The organism is Streptomyces sp. D2-8 (assembly GCF_023184515.1).
Classification (GTDB): domain Bacteria; phylum Actinomycetota; class Actinomycetes; order Streptomycetales; family Streptomycetaceae; genus Streptomyces.
Window position 1 is genome coordinate 135,388 of the sequence record NZ_JAAHBP010000009.1, and the last position, 22,392, is coordinate 157,779.

The window sequence follows — 22,392 nt, forward strand, 5'->3', positions numbered from 1 at the left end:
GCCCGGGGTCACGTCGCGGCGTGTGGGCGGGTGCGGGTGGCGGCGATTGTGGCGCGGTCGGCCTCATCCTTGACGAGGAGGGACATCAAAGACGCCACGGTCAGGCCCGCCTCGGCCGGGTGGCGCAGCACCTTGCCGGGGTCGATCCGGTACGTGTTGGTGCGCCCCTCCCTCGTGTGGGAGAGGTATCCGTCCTGCTCCAGGTCGGCGATGATCTTCTGCACGGCTCGTTCGGTGAGCCGGCAGTGGGCCGCTATGTCGCGAATGCGGGCATGGTGATTGTCGGCAATGGTGGCCAGCACGCGGGCGTGGTTGGTGAGGAACGTCCATCCGGTGTGTGGCTCGGGCACTCCATCCATGCTCCAACTCTAGCGACCGAACATTCACGCACTCAAAAACACGTACTTCGTTTCATGTATCGATTGACGTGCGTGGGGTAGAGGGGCAACGCTGGAAGCGGAGGCAAGGCGAACAGAGCAAGGGAGAACAGGGCCATGCCGGAGCCTGCGTACTCTGCGCGGTCTCACTCGCAGGAGGACGCCGTACCCACGGCGGGCGATGGCGCGCCGGCGACGGTCCCACCCTGCATGGCGACCATGGACGTCACTCCGGACGGCGACCGGATGACCGTGACGGTGTGGGGCGAACTGGACCTGGGCAGCCGACGCCTGCTGCCCGAGCTGTACGACATGCTCACTCTGTCCGGCGGCGGCATCGATCTGCGTCTGGACGCGGTCGGGTTCTGCGACTGCTCCGGCCTCAACGCACTGCTCGATCTGCACACGCGCGCCGCCGACCAGGGCAAGACGGTCACCGTCCGATCCTGCGGCGTCGCGGTCGAGCGCCTTCTCGACCTGACCGGCACGCGGGAGCTGTTCGCCGGCTCCGGCCGACCGGAGAGCGCCGCACCCCCGGCCCCGCTCGGCACCACCGCGCCGGAGGGGGGTGGCCAGGACCTCCGCGCCGAAGTCGCCCAGCTGCGCCGCGCCATGCAGACCCGGCCCACCATCGACCTGGCGCGCGGCATCCTGATGGCCTCGTTCAGCCTGAGCCCCGAGGCGGCCTGGAGCGTGCTGGTCAGGACCTCCCAGAACACCAACACCAAGCTGCACGACCTGGCCCAGGACCTGGTGGGCACCGTGCGCGGCAGCACGCTTCCGGAGCAGGTGCAGCAGCAGCTGGCCGCCGCGGTCGCCGGCGCGAGCAGCCACCCGGGCGAGCCGGCGGCGCACTCCACGGGCGGAACCGTCGAGAGCCGGGGCTGACAGACCGGACCAGCCCCCGCACCCGCACCCGCACCCGCACCCGCACCCGCACCCGCACCCGCACTGAGGCATCATGGGCAGGCCATGGTCGGCCACCACCGATCCGCACCGGGCGAGCACTTTATAAAGCCCCTTTCCAAACCCCTTGTCGAAAGTCCCGGCAGCCCATAGCCTTGCGCCGCGCCGGTGCCGACATCGACCCGGCCCGGCCGGTCTGGGAAGGAATGGGGCACCCCGGTGAAGCGCACATCACGTGACATCCGCACCGCGAACCGCTACGAGGTGCTGCGCCAGATCATCGCGGAGTCACCCACCTCCCGGCAGGAGCTGGCAGCGGCCACCGGCCTCAGCCTCGCGACGGTCGCCACCCTCGTCGGCGAGCTGCTCGACCTCCACATGATCACCGAGGTCGGCTTCGAGGACTCGGCGGGCGGGCGCCCCCGGGGCCTGGTCGCGGTCAACACCTCGGGCGGCGCGCTGATCGGCGTCGACATCGCCGAGACGTACGTCCATGTCGAGCTGTTCGACCTCGGACTGAACGTGCTGGCCCGCGCCGAGGAGGACGTCCGGCCCAGTGAGAGCCTGCCCGAGCAGGTGGTGGGCCATGTGGCCACCGCCGTCGGCTCGGTGGTCATGCAGGCCGGCATCGAGGGCGCCCGGGTGCTCGGGGTCGGCGTGAGCGTGCCGGGGCAGGTGGACCGCGCGACCGGCATCTCGGAGTACGCGCCCAACTGGGACTGGCACGACGTACCGCTGCTCGACCTGCTCACCGAGCACATCGCCTACCCGCTGTACCTGGACAACCCGCTGCGCGCCAGCGCGGTCGCCGAGCTGTGGTTCGGGGCCGCGCGCGGGCGCGGGGACGCCGTGGTGGTCAACCTCGGCACCGGCGTGGGCGCCGGGCTCGTCCTGGGCGGCGGGCTGCACCGGGGAGTCAGCAACAGCGCCGGCGAGTGGGGCCACACCACGATGGTGCTGGACGGACGCCTGTGCCGGTGCGGGAACCACGGCTGTGTGGAGACGTACGTCGGCGCGCGCGGCATCATGCTGAACCTGCGCGAACTCAGCCCCGACAGCGCGCTGCTGCACGCCGAGGACCAGACGGCGACCATCGACGCCCTGGCCCGCGGGGTCGCGGCGGACGACCCCGTGGCGCGCCGGGTCGTCCACGACACCGCCCGCTATCTGGGCGCCGGTGTCGCGGACCTGGTCAACCTGTTCAACCCCGAGATCGTCGTGCTGAGCAGCTGGGTCGCCCGCACCCTGGGCGAGCCGCTGCTGCACGAGGTGCGCGAGGCCGTGAACCGGCACGCGCTGCCACGGCCACTGGCCGCCACCGAAGTCGTTCTCTCCCCGATCCCCACCGACCCCGTGTGCCTGGGCGCGGCGACGTTCGCGCTCGAGGGCGCGCTCCAGGCCGTCGGGCAGAAGAACGGCAAACGCACCGCCGCCGTGAGGAGCCGCACCACCGCCCCACCGTCGTAGCGGCCTCGCGGCGGCGGAACCAACTCCTCCACACCCCCCGCGTGTTCGAAATCGCGAACCGGATACAACGCTTCGTACAGACTTCGTCCAACCCCTTGCCGAAGCCTTAGCCGAAGCTCTAGCGTCCCGCACCGCACCTCTCTTTGAGCCATCTGGCGCGAGCCCCCGGGCCGTGCGCCGTCAGGCAGTGAGCCGCAGAGCCACAGCCGTACTCGAGACAAGGACGTCAGCATGTCGGCATCGAGCAACATGAACTGGGACCGCCGAAACGTACTGCGGGCCGCGATGGGCCTGGCCGCCGCCGGCGGACTCGCCGCGTGCGGCAGCAACACCGGACGGAGCGGTGGGTCGGGGTCGGGCAAGAACCTGGTCCAGTACTTCCACGCGTACGGCGAGGCCGGTACCGAGCAGGCCATCAAGAAGTACGCGAAGGCCTACGACAAGGCCAACGTGACCACGCAGTGGATCACCAGCGCCGACTTCGAGAGCAAGCTCTTCGCGACGCTGCTCACCGAGAACGCGCCCGACCTGTTCGAGTTCCACCCGCAGATCCAGATGATCAAGAGCGGGCAGGTGGCCGACCTGACCGACATCATCGATCCGGTCAAGGACGACTTCAACCCTGCGGACATCAAGTCGCACACGGTGGACGGGAAGATATACGGCGTCCGCATGATCGACGACCCGCAGTTCTTCTTCTACCGCAAGTCGATGCTGGAGAAGGCGGGCGTCGACGTGCCGACCACGCTCGACGAGCTGATGGAGGCCGCCGCCAAGCTCACCACCGGCAAGGTCAAGGGCCTGTACATGGGCAACGACCTGCACAGCGTCAACGACACGTTGATCTGGTCGGCCGGCGCCCAGCACCTCGACGAGAAGAACGAGATCGCCTACCACACGGACGGCGTCATCGAGGGCCTGAAGAAGATGCGCAAGCTGTTCACCAGCGGCGACCTTCTCCTCGGCGCACCGACCGAGTCCTGGGACCCCTCCTCGTTCAACCAGGGCCTGTGTGCCATCCAGTTCTGCGGTATGTGGGCGATGCCGGCGATCCAGGACGCGCTCGGCGACGACTGGGGGGTCTTCCCCTTCCCGAAGGTCACGGACTCCGGCAAGCAGTCCGTCTACAACGGCGGCTGGTCGATGTTCGTCAACGCCAAGGGCAAGAACGTCGAGGCCGCCAAGGAGTACGTCAAGTGGCTGTGGATCGACCAGAAGCAGTACCAGGAGGACTGGGCCACTTCCTACGGCTTCCACATTCCGCCGCGTACCTCGCTCGCGGAGTCCGCCGACAAGCTCAAGTCGGGCAACGCCGCTGAGGGCGTCAAGCTCTTCAACGAGTTCGGGCACTTCGACAACATCGGCTGGACCCAGGCCATGCGCACCTCGTTCGAGGACGTCTTCGCCAACTGCGTCCGCAAGAACATGGACCCGGAGGCGGCCCTCGACAAGTGCGACGCGGCCGTCAACCGCGAGCTCAAGAAGCTGTTCGGATAGGCCGCGGGACGGACCACGAGATGTCGACGACCAAGACGCGCGACCTCGCGCGCCCCGCCGCGGTGAAGGCCTCACCGGCCAAGCCGCGGCGGGGTCTGCGGGGCAGCCCCACGTTCAACTTCTGGCTCTTCACCGGGCCGTTCCTCATCGGACTGGGGATCTTCGTCTACGCCCCGATCCTGTGGAGCCTCTGGCTCAGCTTCTTCGAGGCCCGCTTCACCGTCACGCCCGACAAGTTCATCGGTTTCGACAACTACGTGTACATGCTGACGAATGACGACTTCGTCGGCTCACTCGTCACGTTCACCGTCTTCGCCGCGTTCATCGTGCCCACCACCTGGGCGCTCTCCCTGGGCCTGGCCCTGCTGGTGAACCGGCTGCGCTTCATGCGGGCGTTCTTCCGGTCGGTCTTCTTCCTGCCGACCGCGTGCAGCTACGTGGCCGCCTCGCTGATCTGGAAGATGTCCATCTTCAGCGGGGTCCGCTTCGGCCTGATGAACACGGTCCTGAGCTGGTTCGGGATCGAGAACATCGCCTGGCTGTCCGACCCCAACCCGCCCTGGTACTGGCTGGTCATCGTCACCGCACGGCTGTGGCTGCAGTCCGGCTTCTTCATGATCCTCTTCATCGCGGCGCTGCAGAACATCCCGGACGAGCTGTACGAGGCCGCCGCCATCGACGGCGCCAAACCGGGCTGGCAGACCTTCCGGTACATCACGCTGCCCCAGCTGCGTGCCACGTCCACGGCGGTGGTCCTGCTGCTGCTCATCGCCGCCTACCAGGCCTTCGACGAGTTCTACAACCTCCTGTCGAAGACCACGTGGGGTCGTCCGCCCCTCGTCGAGCTGTACTACAAGGCCCTGGGCGAGAGCCAGGACTACGGTTCCGGCAGCGCGGGCGCGGTCATCCTGACCGTGCTGATCTGTGCCGTGACCCTGCTCCAGGGCAAGTTCATGGGCTTCGGAAGGGGGGAGGAGTCCAAGTGACCACCACGATGCCCGAGGTGCGCGAGTCCGCACCGTCGTCAGGCAAGCCCCGCCGCGACAAGCGCGGTGGCGGCGTGATGAGCTCCACCGGCCTCTACATAGCCACCGGGATCGCCGGCTTCCTCTTCCTGATCCCGTTCTACCTGATCATCCGCAACGCCCTCTCCACCGAGGCCGAGATCACCGGAGAGAACTGGCAGTTCTTCCCCACGGACATCCAGTGGGGCAACATCAGCGAACTCTTCACCGACGAGACGGTGCCCTACGCCCAGTCCCTGTGGAACTCGGCGATCGTGGCCACCCTGCACACCGTCGGCGTCCTGCTGGTCTGCTCCCTCGCGGGCTACGGCCTGGCCCGCATCCCGTACAAGCACGCCAACAAGGTCTTCTACGCCGTCCTGGGCACCCTGATGGTCCCGACGGCGGTCACCTTCGTCCCGAGCTTCGTCCTGGTGTCGTCGCTCGGCTGGGTGGACACGTACCGGGGTCTCATCATCCCGGGCCTGTTCAGTGGTTTCACGTGCTTCCTGTTCCGGCAGTACTTCCTCGGGTTCCCCAAGGAGCTGGAGGAGGCGGCGCGCGTGGACGGACTGGGTTACTGGGGTGCCTACTGGCGCATCGTGGTGCCCAACTCGTTGAACTTCTTCGCGGCGATGGCGACCATCACCTTCATCAACGGCTGGAACTCCTTCCTGTGGCCGCTGGTCATCGGCCAGGACCCGGGTTCGTGGACCGTCCAGGTCGCGCTGTCCAACTACATGACCAACCAGACCGTCGTCTTCCATCTGATCTTCATGGCCACCGCCTTTTCCATCCTGCCCTTGGTGTTCGTGTTCCTCTTCCTCCAGCGCTGGCTGGTGCAGGGGATCGCACAGACCGGCATCAAGGGCTGAGCTAGGAGACCGATGTCTTTCCGCACGACCCCATCCGTCGACTACGTCGAGGACGTCTCCCCGGGCAGCGGTGCCCTGCCGCCCCGCGCCTGGTACGCGGCCTCGGACGCGCGGTCCCTGTCGCTGAACGGCAGCTGGCGTTTCCGGCTGTCGGCCACCGCCGGCGCCGAGGACGACTCGTTCGCCGAGGAGGGCTACGACGCCGGGAACTGGGCCGAGGTCACGGTCCCCGGGCACTGGGTTCTCCAGGGCGACGGGGCGTTCGGCTCCCCGATCTACACCAACCACCTCTACCCCTTCCCGGTGGATCCGCCGTACGTCCCGACGGAGAACCCGACCGGTGACCATCTGCGGGTCTTCGACCTGCCGTCCGACTGGCCGTCGGACGGCGGGGCGGTGCTGCGCTTCGACGGTGTCGAGTCCTGCGCCCGCGTCTGGCTGAACGGCACGGAGCTAGGCGAGTTCAAGGGCTCCCGGCTGCCGCACGAGTTCGCGGTCGGTGAGCTGCTGAAGCCGGGCGGCAACGTGCTCGCCGTGCGCGTGCACCAGTGGTCGGCGGGCTCGTACCTGGAGGACCAGGACCAGTGGTGGCTGCCGGGCATCTTCCGTGACGTCACCCTGCTGCACCGCCCGGCGGACAGCGTGGGCGACTTCTTCGTGCACGCCTCCTACGACCACACCACCGGCGAGGGCACCCTGCGCGTCGACTCCGACGTCGACGGGCGGGTGACCGTCCCGGCCCTGGACATCGATGTCGCCACCGGCGAGCCGGTGACGGTGGCGGTCGAGCCGTGGACGGCCGAGACGCCGAAGCTCTACGACGGGGTGCTGGCCACGGGCGGGGAGCGGGTGCCGCTGCGGATCGGCTTCCGTACGGTCGCCCTCGAGGACGGGCTGGTCAAGGTCAACGGCAGGGCCGTCCTCTTCAAGGGCGTCAACCGGCACGAGTGGCACCCGGAGCGGGGCCGCGCGCTCGACCTGGAGACCATGCGCGAGGACGTGCTGCTGATGAAGCGGCACAACCTCAACGCCGTGCGCACCTCGCACTACCCGCCGCACCCGGCCTTCCTCGACCTGTGCGACGAGTACGGGCTGTGGGTCATCGACGAGTGCGACCTGGAGACCCACGGTTTCGTCGAGCAGGACTGGCGGGACAACCCGGTCGACGACGACCGCTGGACCCCGGCCCTGCTGGACCGCGCGGCACGCATGGTCGAGCGGGACAAGAACCACCCGTCGGTCGTGTTCTGGTCGCTGGGCAACGAGGCGGGCACCGGCCGCGGGCTCACCGCCATGGCCGAGTGGATCCACGACCGCGACCCCGAGCGGCTGGTGCACTACGAGGGCGACTGGAACTGCCGCGACACGGACGTGTACTCGCGGATGTACGCCTTCCACGACGAGGTCGAGAAGATCGGGCAGCAGCTCGACGGCGGCACCCACAAGCGCCGGGAGCTGCCGTTCATCCAGTGCGAGTACGCGCACGCCATGGGCAACGGCCCGGGCGGGCTCGCCGACTACCAGGAGCTGTTCGAGAAGTACGAGCGGCTGCAGGGCGGGTTCGTCTGGGAGTGGATCGACCACGGTGTCAAGCACGCCGAGCTGGGCTACGCCTACGGCGGTGACTTCGGCGAGGAGCTGCACGACGGCAACTTCGTCTGCGACGGGCTGGTCTTCCCGGACCGGACGCCGTCGCCGGGCCTGATCGAGTACAAGAAGGTCATCGAGCCGGTCCACATCGAGGGCGACGGCGCGAACGGCATCGTGCGGGTCACCAACAAGCAGGACTTCGCGGACCTGTCCGCGCTGGCGTTCGAGTGGTCGTGCCAGGTAGACGGCGAGACCGTCGAGTCGGGTTCGCTCGCGGTGCCGGCGCTCGCGCCGGGCGAGAGTGCCGAGGTGAAGCTGCCGGAGCCGCCCGTGGACGGCCGGGGCGGCGAACGCCAGTGGACCGTGCGGGCGCTGCTCGCCGACGACACGTCCTGGGCCGCGAAGGGGCACGTGCTGGCCTGGGGCCAGTTCGCGGTGGGGGCACGGCCGCTGCCGTCCTTCCCCGCGACCGACCGGCCCGTGCGGGACGAGGGCCGGATCACGCTCGGCCCGGCCGGGTTCGACGCCCGCACCGGTGCGCTGCTCTCGATCGGCGGGGTGGAGGTCGGCGCGACGCCGCGGCTGGATGTGTGGCGGGCGCCGACCGACAACGACGACGGTGCCGAGTGGCAGACGGACACCCGCTACGGGATGCTGTGGCGCACGCTCGGCCTGCACCGGATGCGGCACCGCCTGGTCTCGGTCGAGGCGGGCGACGACGCGCTGACGGTGCGGACCCGGGTGGCACCCGCCGCCCGCGAGGTGGGCCTGGACACGGTGTACCGCTGGACGTCCGACGGCGAGCGGCTGCGGCTGAGCGTGTCCGTGACGCCGGAGGGCGACTGGACGGTGCCGCTGCCCCGGCTCGGGGTGCGCTTCGGCCTGCCGGAGGCGGACCGGGTGGAGTGGTTCGGCGGCGGTCCCGGCGAGGCGTACCCGGACTCCAGGACGGCGTCCATGGTGGGCCGCTGGCAGTCGACGGTGGACAGGCTGCAGACACCGTACGTCCGTCCGCAGGAGAACGGCGCCCGTGCCGACGTCCGGTGGGTGGAGCTCGGCGGTCTCCGGATCGAGGGCGACCCGGAGTTCTGGTTCACCGCGCGGCGCTGGACGACCGAACAGCTGGACGCGGCCCGGCACCGCACCGACCTCGCGGCCGGCGACACGGTGTGGGTCAACCTCGACCACGGGCAGCACGGCATCGGCTCGCAGTCCTGCGGCCCGGGTCCGCTCCCGCGGTACTTCCTGAGGGCGGAGCCGGTGGAGTTCTCGTTCGTGTTCTCGACCACCACGTAAGAAGCTGATTAATCGATTGACCGATTGATCGACATTCCGACAGTCTCGGGGCTGTCATCCGCGGCCGGTCGGCCCTTGAGCCGACCGGCCGCTGCTGTGTTCACCTGTGTGCACCGCAAGGGAGTTGGTGGGTCAGTTGAGTGTCGCCATCGAGGTCCGCGGGCTGTCCCGTACCTTCCACACCACCGTCCGCCGCCCCGGCTTCGCGGGCGCCGTCCGTTCCCTGGTCAACCCCGAGCGGGTGGCCAAGCACGCCGTCTCCGACATCACCTTCGACGTGGCCGCGGGCGAACTCCTCGCCCTGCTCGGGCCGAACGGCGCCGGCAAGTCCACCACCATCAAGATCCTCACCGGCATCCTCACTCCCACGTCCGGCGAGGCCCGGGTCGCGGGCGTGGTGCCGTACCGGGAGCGGGAGCGCAACGCCCGGAACGTGGGCGCGGTGTTCGGGCAGCGCACCCAGCTGTGGTGGGACCTGCCGGTGCGCGAGTCGTTCGCGATCCTGCGGGACATCTACGAGGTGCCGAAGGCCGAACACGCCGCCCGGCTGAAGGAGTTCGACGCCATCCTGGAGCTGTCGTCGTTCTGGGACACCCGGGTCCGCCATCTCTCGCTCGGCCAGCGGGTGCGCAGCGATCTGGCCGCCGCCCTGCTGCACGACCCGCCGGTGGTCTTCCTCGACGAGCCGACCATCGGCATGGACGTGGTGGTGAAGGAGCAGGTGCGGGAGTTCCTGCGGCACCAGGTGGAACAGCGCGGCCGTACGGTGCTGCTGACCACGCACGACATGACGGAGGTCGAGCGGCTCGCCGAGCGGGTCGTGCTGGTCAACCACGGCCGGCTGATGCTGGACGGCACCCTCGACGAGATCCGCCGGAAGTTCGGCTCGACCTGGCAGGTGCGGGCGACGCTGGCCGACCCGCACTCCGAGGTCGTACCGCCGCCGGGCACCACGCTGCTGCGGCACACCGGCGCACAGGTCGTCTTCGGACCCGACGGGCCGGACGCGCCCACCGTCCAGCAGGCGCTGAAAGCGGTGATCGAGCGGTTCGAGGTGACGGACATCGCCCTGGACGAGGCGGACCTCGAGGACGTGATGCGGGCCGCGTACGCGCATGCCGGGGAGGTCTGACGTGGCCGTGCTCCATGCCTGGCGCGCCGCCCGGGTCACCCCGCTCGGCGAGCTGAACGCACCGCCCCGGATGACCGCCGTGGCGCTCCGGCTGGCCGTGCAGGTGGTGCTGGTCTGGTCGCTGTGGAGGGGCCTGTACGCGCAGACCGGCACGACCGCGGGGCTGAGCCGCGACCAGGCGGTCACCTACGCCGTGCTGGCCGTACTGGCGTCCCGGCTGCGGGAGCTGGACCAGTACGCGGGGCGGGACACGGTCCTGCAGCACATGCACTTCGGCACCATCGTCTACTGGTACCTGCGGCCGCTGCCGCCGCAGCGCTACTACGCCCTGCGGGCCGCCGGAGAGCAGCTGTACGGGCTGGCGTGGGCGCTGACGGGCTATCTGATCTGCCTGGCCGCGGGCGTCGTCGGGCCGCCCGAGTCACCTGCGGTGGCCGGGGTGTTCGTGCTCAGCATGCTGCTGGGCCAGTGGGTCCTGTACTACGTCATGCTCGTGCTCGACCAGTTGTGCTTCTGGACGATCCGCAACACCGCGGCCATGCTCATCCTGCTGTTCGCGCAGAACCTGCTGTCCGGGGTGTACGCGCCGCTGTGGTTCTTCCCTGACTGGTTCGTGACGATGAGCGCGTTCCTCCCGTTCCAGGCCACGCTGAGCGTGCCGCTGTCGCTGTACGTGGGGCGGATCCCCCTGTCCGAGGCGGCGTTCCAGCTCTCCGTGCAGGCCGCGTGGGTCGTGGCGCTGGCGTTGTTCACCCGGCTGCTGTGGCGGCGGGCCGCCCGGCGCGTGATCTCGCAGGGAGGCTGAGATGTCGCTGAAGGCTCTGCGGATCGTGTGGCGCGTGACGGCGCTCAACTTCCGCGCGCAGATGGAGTACCGCACCGAGTTCCTGCTGATGATCGCGATCGGGGCGATCTGGCAGGTGTCGGTGATCGTGTTCGCGACGGTGCTGCTGTCGCGGTTCGCCGGGATGGGCGGCTGGGACAGCTCCGACGTGCTGCTGATCCCGGCGACGCGGATGCTGGCGCACGGGCTGTTCGTGCTGTTCCTCGGGCGCATGCACTGGGCCGGACGGCAGATCCAGGAAGGCCGGATCGACATCTACCTGATGCGGCCGATGCCGGTCCACCGCCAGATCCAGCTGGCGTTCTTCCCGACCAACGCCATCGGGGACCTGACGGTGGCGGCGGGCCTGATGGTGGGCGCGCTCTCCCGCAGCGACCTGGACTGGACGACGGGCCGCATCAGCTACCTCGTCGCGGCCGTACTCGGCGGCATGCTGCTGGAGGCGGCCCTGTTCACGGTCGTGGCCGGCGCGTCCCTGCGCTTCCCGGCCGCCGACATGTGGGGCCGCTGGCTGGAGGAACTCCTCGGCACCTTCGGCAGTTACCCCCTGAACGTCCTGCCCAGGGCGGTGGGCGGCTTTCTGACCTACGGCCTTCCGCTCGCGTTCGTCGCCTACTTCCCGGCGGCGGTCCTGACGGGCCACGGCCACACGACCGGAGTCCCGTACTGGCTCGCGGCGGCCTCACCGCTGCTCGGGCTGCTGGCGTACCTGGGGGCGCGGGCGCTGTGGAAGTGGAGTCTGCGGCACTACAGCGGGGTCAACGGATGACCGCGAGGAGGTGGGGTGCCCGGTGGTTCCCGCAGGAGGAGTACGTCGTGTTCGGGCCCCAGTGCTCCCCGGAGGGGTCAGGAGCGGCCCGCCCCGCGGATCGGGGTGAACCAGGCCGTCGCCGCGAGCAGGACGCAGGCCGCTCCGGCCGTCAGAGCGACCGGGGTCGTGCCCTGTGTTTCCGCGGCCCAGGCGAGGACGGCCGCGCCGATGGGGGCCGCCGCGTACTGAAGGGTCCAGAAGGCGGAGGTGACGCGGCCCAGGAGGTGTTCCGGGGTCACCTCCTGGCGCAGGGACATCGATGCCGGACACGACGGGGTCCTCGACGCCTGGGGCACCGATCTGAGGCTCCTGCGTCCCTCCTGACGCCAGGACATCTCCCACTGTTTGCGCGACTCCCCTTGCGCAACAAGGGCGTTGCCCTCGAACCTGAGCCCCGTTCAACTTCTCCCGCTCTCCTCCCCCACCGGAAGACACCCCCATGAAGAGACTGATCGGCACGCTCATGGCCGCCGCCCTGGCCGTCACGGGCCTGGCCACCACCACCGCGGCACCCGCCGTCGCCGCGGACTCCGGCACCTTCAACGTCCTCACCTACAACGTGGCAGGCCTCCCCGAGGGGCTGAGCTCCGGCAACCCGGAGAAGAACACTCCGCTGATCTCCCCTCGTCTCGGGGCGTACGACCTCGTCAACGTGCAGGAGGACTTCAACTACCACGCCGCGCTGTACGCGGGCGACGACCATGCCCACCGCACCGCGACCAGCGGCGGTGTCCCCTTCGGAGACGGCCTCAACACCCTCTCGGACCACCCCTTCGAGGACTTCCAGCGGGTGAAGTGGAACAAGTGCACCGGTACCAACTGCCTGACACCGAAAGGCTTTTCGCTGGCGCGGGTACGGCTCGCCGAGGGTGTCTTCCTGGACCTCTACAACGTGCACACGAACGCGGACGCCACGGACGACGCGCTCGCCGCCCGCCGCGCCAACGTCGAGCAGCTCTCCGACTTCATCCAGGCGAACTCGTCCGGCAACGCGGTGATCGTCATGGGCGACACGAACACGCGGTACACGCGCACCGGCGACAACATCCGCACGCTCGTGAGCGAGAACGGCCTGACCGACGCATGGGTCCAGCGGGTGAAGGGCGGGACGCCCCCGGCCCAGGGCAGCGATCCGCTCGTCTGCCCCACGACGGCACCCACGAACGACTGCGAGGTCGTGGACAAGGTCCTCTACCGCGGCGGCAAGCTGCTGAGCCTGAACGCGACCCGCTACAGCAACGAGTGGGCGTCCTTCCTGGACCCCTCTGGCGCCAACCTCTCCGACCACTTCCCGCACACGGTCGACTTCTCCTACACGCTCAACTCGTCCCTGCGGGCGAGCGACTTCTTCGGCGGCCCGCACGGCACGGCCTTCAACGACGCGGACGACCTGCCGTCGACGCCGTCCCCGCGCACGCTCACCCTGCGCGGCGGCGCCCGTCTGGACGCCGTGTCCCTCACCCACGACGGCGGCACGACCCTCACCCACGGCGGCACGGGCGGCACCGCGGCCTCCCTGACCCTGGCCGCCGGTGAGCACCTGACCTCGGTCAGGCTGACGCAGGGGCAGAAAAACGGTCGTACGCGCCTGTTCTCGGCGTCCTTCACGACGGACCGGAACCGCACCCTGTCCACCGGCACGGCCACATCCGACGCGAAGACCTTCACGGCTCCGGCCGGCTGGCGGATCGTGGGCTTCACGGGCCGCGCGGGAGACGAGGTCGACAAGCTGGGGGTGGTGTACGCGCCGGTGCGCTGAGCGGGCCGGCCGACAGCCCGTCGCAGCCGTCGCGCAGGGCCGGGACGTGGTCACGGCCCTGCGCGACGGCGTACGGCACGGACCCGTGGCCTGGCACGGGGCCCGGGCCCGGGTGGCGGAGGAGATCGGCCCCTTCAAGACGGGGCGCGCGAACGCGGTGGGGCGGAGTGACCGGCGGGATGTGACGCCCTCGCGCCTCCCGCCCGCACCGGCGGCTACGATCACTCCCGGCTCCTGTAGGGCCTCACCAACGACACGGCCCTCTTCGAGAGGTAACCCCGCCCCCATGCCCAGAGCCGGTCTCACCCCCGAGCGCCTCGTCGCGGCCGCAGTCGAGCTCGCCGACGAGGTCGGGGTCGAGGGCGTCACCCTCTCCGCTCTCGCCCGCCGCTTCGGGGTGAAGGACGCGAGTCTGTACACCCACGTCCGGAATCTGAAGGACCTGCGGACCCGCATGGCCCTCCTCGCCGGGGGCGAGATGATCGACCGGATCGCGGAGGCGGTCGAGGGGCGGGAGGCCGGCAGGGACACGCTCGCCGCCTTCGCCGCCGCCTACCGGGCCTACGCCCTGGAGCACCCCGGCCGGTACGCGGCGACCCAGATCCGGATCGACCAGGAGCTCGTCACCGACTCCCCCGCGATGCGCCGCACGGCCGACGTCACGTACGGCATGCTCCGCGCCTACGGCCTGGAGGAACCCGACCTCACCGACGCCGTGCGCCTGCTGCGCAGCACCTTCCACGGCTACTGCGCCCTGGAGTCCACCGGCGCCTTCGGCGCGCCCCGTGACGTGCAGGCCTCCTGGGACAGGGCGATCGACGCCCTGCACGTACTGCTCCGGAACTGGCCCCGCGAGAAGAGGACACCCGATGGCTGAACGAGCCCGATCCGATGACACGGCCGGTGGCTTAGCCGAGATCTACGCCCTCGGCACCGGCCCCTGGACCCTGGCACCCGTCGCCCGGGGCGCCCTCGGCCAGATCTGGAAACTCTCCGGGAACGGCCGCTCCTGGGCCGTGAAGGAGCTCCTCTTCGGCTGCGACGAGGCCCAGGTCGCCCGCGAGGCCGCGTTACGGGACGCCGCGGCGGACCTGGGCATCGTCTCACCCAGGCTCCACCCCGACCGGCACGGCGCACACGTCTCCCGCCTCGGCTCCCCGAGCGGCGGGTCCTGGGTGAAGCTGTACGACTGGATCGACGGCGCCGAGGCGGACGCCTCCGACCCGGACGTCCTGGACTGGTTCGGCCGGACCATGGCGCTGCTCCACCAGGCCGGTGAGGGAGCCGTGGAGAGCCCGGGCGACTGGTACGAGCGGTGCCCTGACGACGCCGAATGGGAGGACGTACTCAAGAAGGTGCGCGACGCCGGCCTGCCGTGGTCGGGCGAACTGGACCGGTTCATCGCCACGGCCGCGCCCCAACCGGCCCACTGGGTGGCCCCGTCGGCGCACGGCGGCCTGGTGACCTCGCACCTCGACCTCCAGCCGCGGAACGTCCTGGTCGGCCGGGACGGACCGGTCCTCCTCGACTGGGACAACGCCGGACCCGTTGCGGCGGAACGGGAGTTCGCACACGCCGTCTACGTCTGGTCCGGCGGCAACGACGTGAACATCGCGTCCGCGCGACGCCTGGCCCGGGCCTACCGCGAGGCCGGGGGCCGCGCCGTCCTCACCGGCCCGGAGTCCTTCTCGCTGCTCTTCGCCACGGCCCTGAACTACATCCACGAGCAGGCCGAAACGGCCGTCGATACGACCGTGACCGCCGCACAGCGCGAGTTCGGGGCCCGGCAGACCGTCACCTGCCTGCGCGACGCGCCCGACCTCGCCGCCGTCTCCCTGCTGGTCGCCGCGCTCGACACCTAGAACGTGAGGTCCCCCGCGGGCCTGCCCCCGGTGGTGCGTTCTAGTGGTGCGCCTCGGGGTCGAAACCCGCGGGCGCCCGGTCGAGGAAGGCGGTGACGGAGTCGATCATGCCGTCCTCGTCGAGCCGGATCACATCGGTCCCGGTGGCGAAGGGCGCGCCGGCGCCGTCCTCGGTCAGGATCTGCCACCGGAGCCTGGCGCGGTGGTGGTGGACCTGGGGCTGCTCCCGCAGGCGGAGCGCGGCCGTGCCCATGTGGGCGACGAACTGGTTCCGGAAGTCCATCAACGCCTGTGCCCCGTTGAGGATTCCGATCTCCGCGCGGTACTCGACGCCGTCGGTGAAGGTCGCTGCCGCGAGTTCGCGCTGCTCCTGCTCGGTGCCGGCGTTCCAGAACCGCACGTACCGGTCGAGCTGCCGCTCGACGAGGTGCTCGGACCGCGCTGTCGTTTCGGTCATGACTGGTGTCCCTTCCGTCCGGTGCCTCACGGCGCCACGCGTTGTGGTTCCGGCTTTCGACTCTGGGGCCGCCGGCGAGGCCTGTCGATGACCTGCGAGGTCATTGCCGTCGTACGCGCGGCCGGGCAGCCTGGAGCCCATGACGACCACCACCGAGCCGGTCGGGGTGCTGGTGCGGCGCTGGCGCGAGCGTCGCCGCCGCTCACAGCTCGACGTGTCGCTCGCCGCCGAGCTGTCCACCCGGCATCTGAGCTGCATCGAGACGGGGCGCGCGAACCCGAGCCGGGACATGATCGGGCGGCTGTGCGACGAGCTGGACGTGCCGCTGCGGGAACGCAACGCGCTCTATCTGGCGGCGGGGTTCGCGCCGGTGCACGCCGAGCGTGCTCTCGCCGATCTGGGCGCGGCGCGCGCCGCGGTGGAGGCCGTCCTGGCCGGGCACGAACCGAACCCGGCTCTCGCCGTCAACGTGCGCTGGGAGTTGCTGGCCGCGAACCGTGCCATGGGGCTGTTTCTCGGCGACGTGGCGGGAGAGCCGGCGGGGCCGCCGTTCAACGTGCTGAGGGCGACCCTGCACCCCGACGGCCTGGCCGGACGCATCCGGAACCTCACGCAATGGCGTGCGCACGTGCTGCGCCGGGTCCGCCGCCAGTTGGATCGGACGTCGGCCGCCGGCCTGGCGGAACTGCTCGCGGAGCTGGAGGGCTATCGCGCCCCTGCGGGAGACACCGGCGAGGTCTCCTCGAAGGGGCCGGGGGACGACCTCGTGGTCCCGCTGCTCCTGTCGACCGAGTACGGCGAGCTGGCGCTGCTGTACACCACGACGGTGTTCGGTTCGCCCCGGGACGTCACGCTCGACGAGATCGCCATCGAGACGTTCTTCCCGGCGGACCCGCGCACGGCGGCCACGATGCGCGCGGCCGCCGCCCAGATTCACTCCCGCGCAGGACCCCGGCCGGGAGCGCGGCCCGGCGCGGCGAGCCCCGCCACGTCGTCGTAGGACGGTGCCGCACCCGTCGGTGTCCGGCCCGCGCGGAGGTCCGCCACCGTCTCCAGGGCCGCGCCCAGCGCCCGCCGGTACAGCAGCGAGCCCAGGCTGATGCGGCGTACGCCGACGTCGGCGAGGTGGCGGACGGGCGGGCCGCCGGGCGAGTAGAGGATGTTGAGGGGCGCGTCCAGGTGACGCACCAGGGTCTCGATCCCCCGCAGGTCGCAGAGGCCGGGGACGAACACCCCGTCCGCGCCCGCCTGCCGGTAGGCGTCGAGCCGCGCGAGGGTGCCGTCGCCGTCGCCCAGCCAGTGGGTGTCGGTACGGGCGTTGACGAACAGGCCGGGAGCGGCCCGCTTGACCGCCGCGATCTTCGCCGCGTGCCGGGCGGCCGGCCCGAGAGCGTCCTCGAGGTTGATGCCGACCGCTCCGGCCGCGGCAAGCTCCCGTGCGAACTCCGCCACCTCGTCCGGGTCGTCGCTGAATCCGCCCTCGGCGTCGACGGACAGCAGAAACGGCTCGGCCCCCAGGGCCAGGGCCAGCCGCAGCGTCTCCTCCCGGGTCGCCGCCGCCCCGTCGGGCAGACCGGCGGCCGCGGCGACGCCCAGGCTCGTCGTCCCGACAGCCCGGAACCCCTGCTCCGCGAGGGCCCGGGCGGAGGCGTGATCCCAGGCGTTGGGCAGGAGCAGGGGCTCCTCGGCGCGGTGGAGGCCGGCGAAGGCGGTACCGGCCCGGCCGGGCGGCCTCTGCTGCGGGTCTGCGGTCATGCCGCCACGCTAGACCCGGCTCGCTTCGGCGCGGACCGAAGTACGGCGCCCGTCGGCGAACCCGTTGGTGAGAGGGGTCAGTCGACGTTCACACCGGACCCGTCCAGCCGGACCCGTACCGCGGGCCCCTCGCTCCAGCGGACCGTCAGCTCCCCCGCGCCGGAAGCGGTCACGGCGACGGTTTCCGCCAGCGGAGCGGGATCCGCCTCGGCGGTGAGCCTGGCCAGGGCGACGAACAGGGTGGAGTCCCCGGTGGTGACGCCGGTGAGGTCGTCGTCGAGGCCGACGGCGGGCAGCAGTTCCGCCCGGGTGCCGTCCGGTGCGGTCCAGCCGGTCACCCGGACCGCCGTCCCCGGCTCCGCCCCCGCGACCAGATGCGCACGCACCTCCGCCGCCCCGCGCGCCAGCACCACACTCGTCACCCGCGCTCCCCCGCCCGCCGTGTGCCGCGACGCCGCCCAGCCTTCGCCCGCACCGAGCGGCTCGATGCCGGTGCGGCTCGGGTCGCCGCCGACGAGGACGCTGTTGTCGTAGGAGTCCACGGGTCTCGTCACGGTGGAGTACGCCAGCCGCGTGTAGTACGGGTCGTAGCGGACGTCCTCGCTGCCGTGGTTGTGGAGTCGGACCACGCCGTCGGAACGGGTGGACTGCAGAAGCCAGTTGGGCGGACCGACGGGGGTGACGGAGTCCACGCGTTCGGCGGGGGCGGCTTCCTCCCGTGCCGTCCAGACCTCGTGGTCCGGGGGCAGGAGCAGGCCGAGGAAGCCCTTGCTCGCCCAGTACGGGGAGGCCGGGCCCGAATAGCCCTGCAGCACGGACTCGTCGGGGCCGTGCCAGCCGAGGGAGAGCAGGCCCCGGTCGTCCACCGCGCCCCGGTCCAGGAAGTACTTCAGCGCGCCCGAGGCGAGCCGCCTGGTCCCGCCGGGGGTCAGGGGCGTACGGCCGGTCAGCGCGCCCAGCCACAGCGGGGCCGTGGTCGCGAAGCGGTACGTCAGGGAGCGGCCCTGGTGCAGGGGGGCGCCGTCGCCGCCGAACAGGCGGGCGTAGTCGGCCAGGTGCCGGGAGAGGCGGTCGCCGTACAGCGCCAGCAGCCGCTCGTCCTGCTCCAGCCAGGCGTGCAGCACCGGGTAGAGGTGCATCGCCCAGCCGTTGTAGTAGTCGTACTTGCGGCCGTCGCCGTCGGTGTACCAGCCGTCCCCGACGTACCACTGCTCGATGCGTTCCAGGCCGCGGTCGATCGCGGCGCGGGAGGCGTCCGGCTCGTGGCCGATCTCGGCCAGGAAGCCGCCCACGGTGACGGGGAACAGCTCCCAGTTGCAGGGCCAGGGCTCGGCCGTGAGGGCGTCGGCCAGCCATGCGGCCGCCCGCTGGCGTACGCCCTCGTCCAGGCGGTCCCAGAGCAGGTCCCGCGTGAGGCGGAGGGCCAGGGCGATGGACGCCGCCTCCACCAGCGGCTGGCTGCGGTCCTCGATGCGGGGCCAGACGCCCGAGACGCCGGCGGCGAGTCCGGTCGCGTAGCGCTCCAGGGCCTTCTCGTCGCGGCGGAAGGCGGCGAGCAGCAGGGTGCGGGCGTAGCCCTCCAGGCCGTCGGAGAGGCGGCCCGACCAGCCGGCCCGGCCGCCGGGCAGGTGGTAGAGCGCGCGGTCCTCGGTGGCGTACGGCTCGACGGCGGTGAGCAGGGAGCCGGCCGCCGCCTCCCAGTGGGCGCGGGTGTAGCCGGTGAACGGGGACGTCGTGCGGTCGGCGGGAGGCAGCTGCATCGGTTGTCTTTCGTGCTCGGGCCGGTCGGAACGGATCGGACTCGGGACGGATCAGACCTGGAGCGCCCCGGTTCCGGTCGGGGCGCCCCAGGGGTTCATCCCACCCGCACCTTGCCCTTCGGCACCAGATGCCGGGTGACGAGTTCGTCGCGGACGAGGCCCGCGTAGGCCGTCGCACCGCGCACCGAGGTGTGCGTGTTGTCCCGCGCCTCGTTGGAGAGGTACAGCGCCTTGGAGCCTTCCACGCCGAGGGACTCCACGAGAGCCTTGGTCTTCGCCGTGAGGTCGATCAGCGGGACGTCCCGCGCCGCCGCGACCGAGCGGGTGACGGCCGGGTGGTCGACACCGAGGCCGTTGACCAGGAGCGCGGTTCCGTTGTTCAGCGTGCCGTCGGGGTTGAACCAGCGCCGCACGATGGGAGTGACAAGGACCGGCTGTCCGCCCCGCTCCCGGACGGCCGCCACCAGGGTCTCCAGGTTGGCCCGGTAGGTGGCCTCGTCCGTGGTCTTGTCGTTGTGGGCGAGCTGGACCAGGACCAGATCGCCGGGGCGGATCAGGGGCCGTACGGTGGCCCACAGCTTCGGGTTCCCCAGATACGTGACCGTACTCTCGCCGGAATCGGCGTAGTTGGCGACGGAGACGCCCTGGCGGAGGTACTGGGGCAGTTGCTGGCCCCAGCCGGAGTAGGGGTCGCCGGGCTGGTCGCAGACGGTGGAGTCGCCGACCAGGAAGATCTGACGGGCGTGCCGGGCGGGTGTGACCTTGATGCCGGCCAGGGCGGGGGCGGTTCCGCCGATCCGCAGGTCGAGGCCGGGGGTTCCCTCGGGTCCGGTGGGCTCGCCCTCGGGGGTGCGGACGTTCACGGTGAAGCTGCGGGTGACGCGTTCGCCGGCCGGGGCCGCCGTCTCGGGGAGGAGGGCGCGGCGCGTCTCGCCGCTGATGCTCGTGCCGGACGCCGCCTCCCCGCCGAGGGTGACCCGTACGTCGTACGTGCCCGGCGGGACGTCGAAGTGACAGGTGCCGGCGGTGCAGTGGGCGAGGCCCCGGCCTCCGCTCCCCCCGCCCGCGTGGGCGGGTACGGACGACAACGCGGTACCCAGGGTCACCGCCGCCACGACGGCGATGCTGAAACGTCTCACTCCGGGCTCCTCCCAGCACACGACAAGACCTGGAGGGGGACCGTACCGCTCAGGACAAGCGCTTTCTAGACCCCGAGCAGCATTCACCGGATCTCCGTCCGAACATGAGCGAAAGCCCTTTCGCGAAATCGATTCAACTGTCACCCTCGCTCCCACCGCACTCCCCCCACCTCTCGCAGGAGGCACCCCCCCCCATGCCCGGAGCCACGAACAGACCGGTCGGCCGCCGCACCGTCGTCCTCGCCGCCACCGCCGGTGCCGTCGGCGCGGCCCTCACCCGCACGGCGCACGCCGCCGGTTTCGGCTACTCCGACGACGGCTCGCACTACGTCGTCGACACCGGCGCCCAGCTCGTCTTCAAGGTCAGCAAGTCCACCGGCGATCTGACCTCCCTGGTCTACCGGGGCACGGAGTACCAGGGCTACGGCGGTATGAACTCGCACATCGAGTCCGGCCTCGGCGCCTCCACCGTGAGCATCAAGCAGTCCGGTTCGACGATCCTGATCTCCGTCACGCACGGCACGCTGAAGCACTACTACGCGGCCCGCAGCGGCGAGAACAACGTCTATCTGTGGACGAACAAGGCCGACGCGTCCGTCTCCGCGACCCGGTACATCGTGCGCGTGAAGAAGGGCGCCTTCCTCAACGACGAGCCCGACTCCTACACCTACGCGCCCACCACCATCGAGGCCTCCGACGTCTTCCGGAAGTCCGACGGCCAGACCCGCTCCAAGCACTACTCCAAGCGGCGCGTCATGGACTACGACTACGTCGGCTGGTCCGCCGGCGGCGTCGGCCTGTGGATGGTGCGCAGCAACCACGAGAAGGCCTCCGGTGGCCCCTTCTACCGCTCCCTGCTGCGCCACCAGAGCGCGGACGGCGGCGGCCTCTACGAGATCCTCTACTACGGCCAGAACCAGACCGAGGCGCAGCGCTTCGGCCTCCAGGGGCCGTACGTCATCGCCTTCACGGACGGCGGGGCACCCTCCTCGGCGCTGTACGCGGGCACGCTGACCACACCGTGGGCCGACTCGCTCGGCATCGCGGGGTACGTGCCGGCGAGCGGCCGGGGCAAGGTGGCGGGCGTGGGGATCTCCGGGCGGAACACGGCGTACCCGTACACCGTCGGGATCGCCAACTCGACGGCGCAGTACTGGGGTTCGGCGCGCTCCTCGGACGGCTTCTTCTCCCTCTCCGGTGTGCTGCCGGGGACGTACACGCTGACCGTCTTCAAGGGCGAACTGGCGGTGTACACCACGTCGGTGAGCGTGTCGGCGGGCGGTACGACGACTCTGAACACGCTCGCGATACCGTCCTCCAACGACCCGTCGAACGCGGGTGCGATCTGGCGGATCGGCGACTGGAACGGCACGCCGGGCGGGTTCAAGAACGCGGACCTGATGACGTACGCGCACCCGTCGGACGTGCGGGCCGCGACCTGGACCGGGAACGTGGTGATCGGCAGCGGCGAGACGGCGGCCTTCCCCTGCTACCTGTGGAAGGACGTCAACAGCGGGATCCTGGTGTACTTCCGGCTGACGGCGGCCCAGGCGGCCGCCGCGCACACCCTGCGCATCGGGGTGACGACGGCCTACGCGAACGGCCGGCCCCAGGTCACCGTCAACGACACCTGGACCTCGGCGATCCCGTCCCCGCCCACCCAGCCGAACACCCGGTCGCTGACCAACGGTTCCTACCGGGGCAACAACCACACGTTCACGTACAGCGTCCCGGCGTCCGCCTGGAGGACGGACACGAGTCAGTACAACGTGCTCAGGATCGACGTGGTGAGCGGGTCGGGGGCGAGCGGGTTCCTCAGCGCGGGGACGGCGGTCGACGCGATCGACCTGCTGGCCTGAGG

At 70.8% G+C, this 22,392-nt stretch carries 19 protein-coding genes and 1 pseudogene; 14 read left to right on the forward strand and 6 right to left on the reverse strand.

The features are described from left to right. Nucleotides 1–8: 8 nt before the first annotated feature. Nucleotides 9–359 carry a helix-turn-helix domain-containing protein gene (locus G3I77_RS18635; RefSeq protein WP_248505191.1) on the reverse strand — a complete coding sequence of 117 codons (351 nt, stop codon included), beginning with the start codon at nt 357–359 and terminating at the stop codon, nt 9–11. 228 nt (nt 360–587) lie between these two features. On the opposite strand from G3I77_RS18635, the gene G3I77_RS18640 reads away from it, so the two are divergent. The 9 genes from G3I77_RS18640 to G3I77_RS18680 all read left to right on the forward strand — a co-directional run bounded on the left by G3I77_RS18640 (nt 588) and on the right by G3I77_RS18680 (nt 11,757). Next, nucleotides 588–1,265 (forward strand): ANTAR domain-containing protein, encoded by a 678-nt coding sequence (locus G3I77_RS18640; RefSeq protein WP_248505193.1) that lies wholly within the window; start codon nt 588–590, stop codon nt 1,263–1,265. 237 nt (nt 1,266–1,502) lie between these two features. After that, on the forward strand, nt 1,503–2,750 hold the full coding sequence (locus G3I77_RS18645) for an ROK family transcriptional regulator (RefSeq protein ID WP_248505195.1): 1,248 nt from the start codon (nt 1,503–1,505) through the stop codon (nt 2,748–2,750). A 231-nt stretch (nt 2,751–2,981) separates the two neighbouring features. Continuing rightward, a complete protein-coding gene (locus G3I77_RS18650) occupies nt 2,982–4,247 on the forward strand; it encodes an ABC transporter substrate-binding protein (RefSeq protein ID WP_248505198.1) in 1,266 nt (421 codons plus the stop codon). A gap of 20 nt (nt 4,248–4,267) precedes the next feature. Further along, the gene (locus G3I77_RS18655) at nt 4,268–5,233 is read left to right on the forward strand and encodes a carbohydrate ABC transporter permease (RefSeq protein WP_248505200.1); all 966 of its coding nucleotides are present in this window, start codon (nt 4,268–4,270) and stop codon (nt 5,231–5,233) included. Then, nucleotides 5,230–6,126, forward strand: a complete 897-nt coding sequence (locus tag G3I77_RS18660; RefSeq protein WP_248505202.1) for a carbohydrate ABC transporter permease — start codon at nt 5,230–5,232, stop codon at nt 6,124–6,126. Before G3I77_RS18655 ends, G3I77_RS18660 begins: the two co-directional genes overlap by 4 nt. 12 nt (nt 6,127–6,138) lie before the next feature. After that, the gene (locus tag G3I77_RS18665; RefSeq protein ID WP_248505204.1) at nt 6,139–9,012 is read left to right on the forward strand and encodes a glycoside hydrolase family 2 TIM barrel-domain containing protein; all 2,874 of its coding nucleotides are present in this window, start codon (nt 6,139–6,141) and stop codon (nt 9,010–9,012) included. A gap of 136 nt (nt 9,013–9,148) precedes the next feature. Then, entirely contained in the window at nt 9,149–10,144 is a 996-nt protein-coding gene (locus G3I77_RS18670; protein WP_248505599.1) for an ATP-binding cassette domain-containing protein, read from the forward strand. 1 nt (nt 10,145) lies between these two features. Further along, entirely contained in the window at nt 10,146–10,949 is an 804-nt protein-coding gene (locus G3I77_RS18675; RefSeq protein WP_248505206.1) for an ABC-2 family transporter protein, read from the forward strand. A 1-nt stretch (nt 10,950) separates the two neighbouring features. Continuing rightward, nucleotides 10,951–11,757 (forward strand): ABC transporter permease, encoded by an 807-nt coding sequence (locus G3I77_RS18680; RefSeq protein ID WP_248505208.1) that lies wholly within the window; start codon nt 10,951–10,953, stop codon nt 11,755–11,757. A 77-nt stretch (nt 11,758–11,834) separates the two neighbouring features. Here G3I77_RS18680 and G3I77_RS18685 read toward each other — a convergent pair. After that, nucleotides 11,835–12,059 (reverse strand): annotated as a pseudogene (locus G3I77_RS18685) (MFS transporter); the annotation flags it as partial. A gap of 179 nt (nt 12,060–12,238) precedes the next feature. On the opposite strand from G3I77_RS18685, the gene G3I77_RS18690 reads away from it, so the two are divergent. The 3 genes from G3I77_RS18690 to G3I77_RS18700 all read left to right on the forward strand — a co-directional run bounded on the left by G3I77_RS18690 (nt 12,239) and on the right by G3I77_RS18700 (nt 15,420). Then, nucleotides 12,239–13,558 carry a jacalin-like lectin gene (locus tag G3I77_RS18690; RefSeq protein WP_248505210.1) on the forward strand — a complete coding sequence of 440 codons (1,320 nt, stop codon included), beginning with the start codon at nt 12,239–12,241 and terminating at the stop codon, nt 13,556–13,558. 286 nt (nt 13,559–13,844) lie between these two features. Next, entirely contained in the window at nt 13,845–14,435 is a 591-nt protein-coding gene (locus G3I77_RS18695; RefSeq protein WP_248505211.1) for a TetR/AcrR family transcriptional regulator, read from the forward strand. Continuing rightward, the gene (locus G3I77_RS18700; protein ID WP_248505212.1) at nt 14,428–15,420 is read left to right on the forward strand and encodes a phosphotransferase; all 993 of its coding nucleotides are present in this window, start codon (nt 14,428–14,430) and stop codon (nt 15,418–15,420) included. The genes G3I77_RS18695 and G3I77_RS18700 overlap by 8 nt, the downstream gene beginning before the upstream one ends. Nucleotides 15,421–15,460: 40 nt before the next feature. Here the strand turns inward: G3I77_RS18700 and G3I77_RS18705 are convergent, their stop codons facing one another. Continuing rightward, nucleotides 15,461–15,877 carry a nuclear transport factor 2 family protein gene (locus G3I77_RS18705; protein WP_248505213.1) on the reverse strand — a complete coding sequence of 139 codons (417 nt, stop codon included), beginning with the start codon at nt 15,875–15,877 and terminating at the stop codon, nt 15,461–15,463. 139 nt (nt 15,878–16,016) lie between these two features. Here G3I77_RS18705 and G3I77_RS18710 point away from each other — a divergent pair, with 139 nt between their 5' ends. After that, complete coding sequence (locus tag G3I77_RS18710; protein ID WP_248505214.1) at nt 16,017–16,877, forward strand: helix-turn-helix domain-containing protein; 861 nt, start codon at nt 16,017–16,019, stop codon at nt 16,875–16,877. Here G3I77_RS18710 and G3I77_RS18715 read toward each other — a convergent pair. The 3 genes from G3I77_RS18715 to G3I77_RS18725 all read right to left on the reverse strand — a co-directional run bounded on the left by G3I77_RS18715 (nt 16,811) and on the right by G3I77_RS18725 (nt 20,531). Then, nucleotides 16,811–17,632, reverse strand: coding sequence for an isocitrate lyase/phosphoenolpyruvate mutase family protein (locus G3I77_RS18715; RefSeq protein WP_248505215.1), 822 nt, complete (start codon nt 17,630–17,632; stop codon nt 16,811–16,813). The two genes, G3I77_RS18710 and G3I77_RS18715, sit on opposite strands and share 67 nt — an antisense overlap. A 77-nt stretch (nt 17,633–17,709) precedes the next feature. After that, complete coding sequence (locus G3I77_RS18720) at nt 17,710–19,392, reverse strand: DUF2264 domain-containing protein (protein WP_248505216.1); 1,683 nt, start codon at nt 19,390–19,392, stop codon at nt 17,710–17,712. A gap of 95 nt (nt 19,393–19,487) precedes the next feature. Next, nucleotides 19,488–20,531 carry a rhamnogalacturonan acetylesterase gene (locus G3I77_RS18725; RefSeq protein WP_248505218.1) on the reverse strand — a complete coding sequence of 348 codons (1,044 nt, stop codon included), beginning with the start codon at nt 20,529–20,531 and terminating at the stop codon, nt 19,488–19,490. A gap of 194 nt (nt 20,532–20,725) precedes the next feature. Here G3I77_RS18725 and G3I77_RS18730 point away from each other — a divergent pair, with 194 nt between their 5' ends. After that, the gene (locus tag G3I77_RS18730) at nt 20,726–22,390 is read left to right on the forward strand and encodes a rhamnogalacturonan lyase B N-terminal domain-containing protein (protein ID WP_248505220.1); all 1,665 of its coding nucleotides are present in this window, start codon (nt 20,726–20,728) and stop codon (nt 22,388–22,390) included. Nucleotides 22,391–22,392 lie beyond the last annotated feature (2 nt).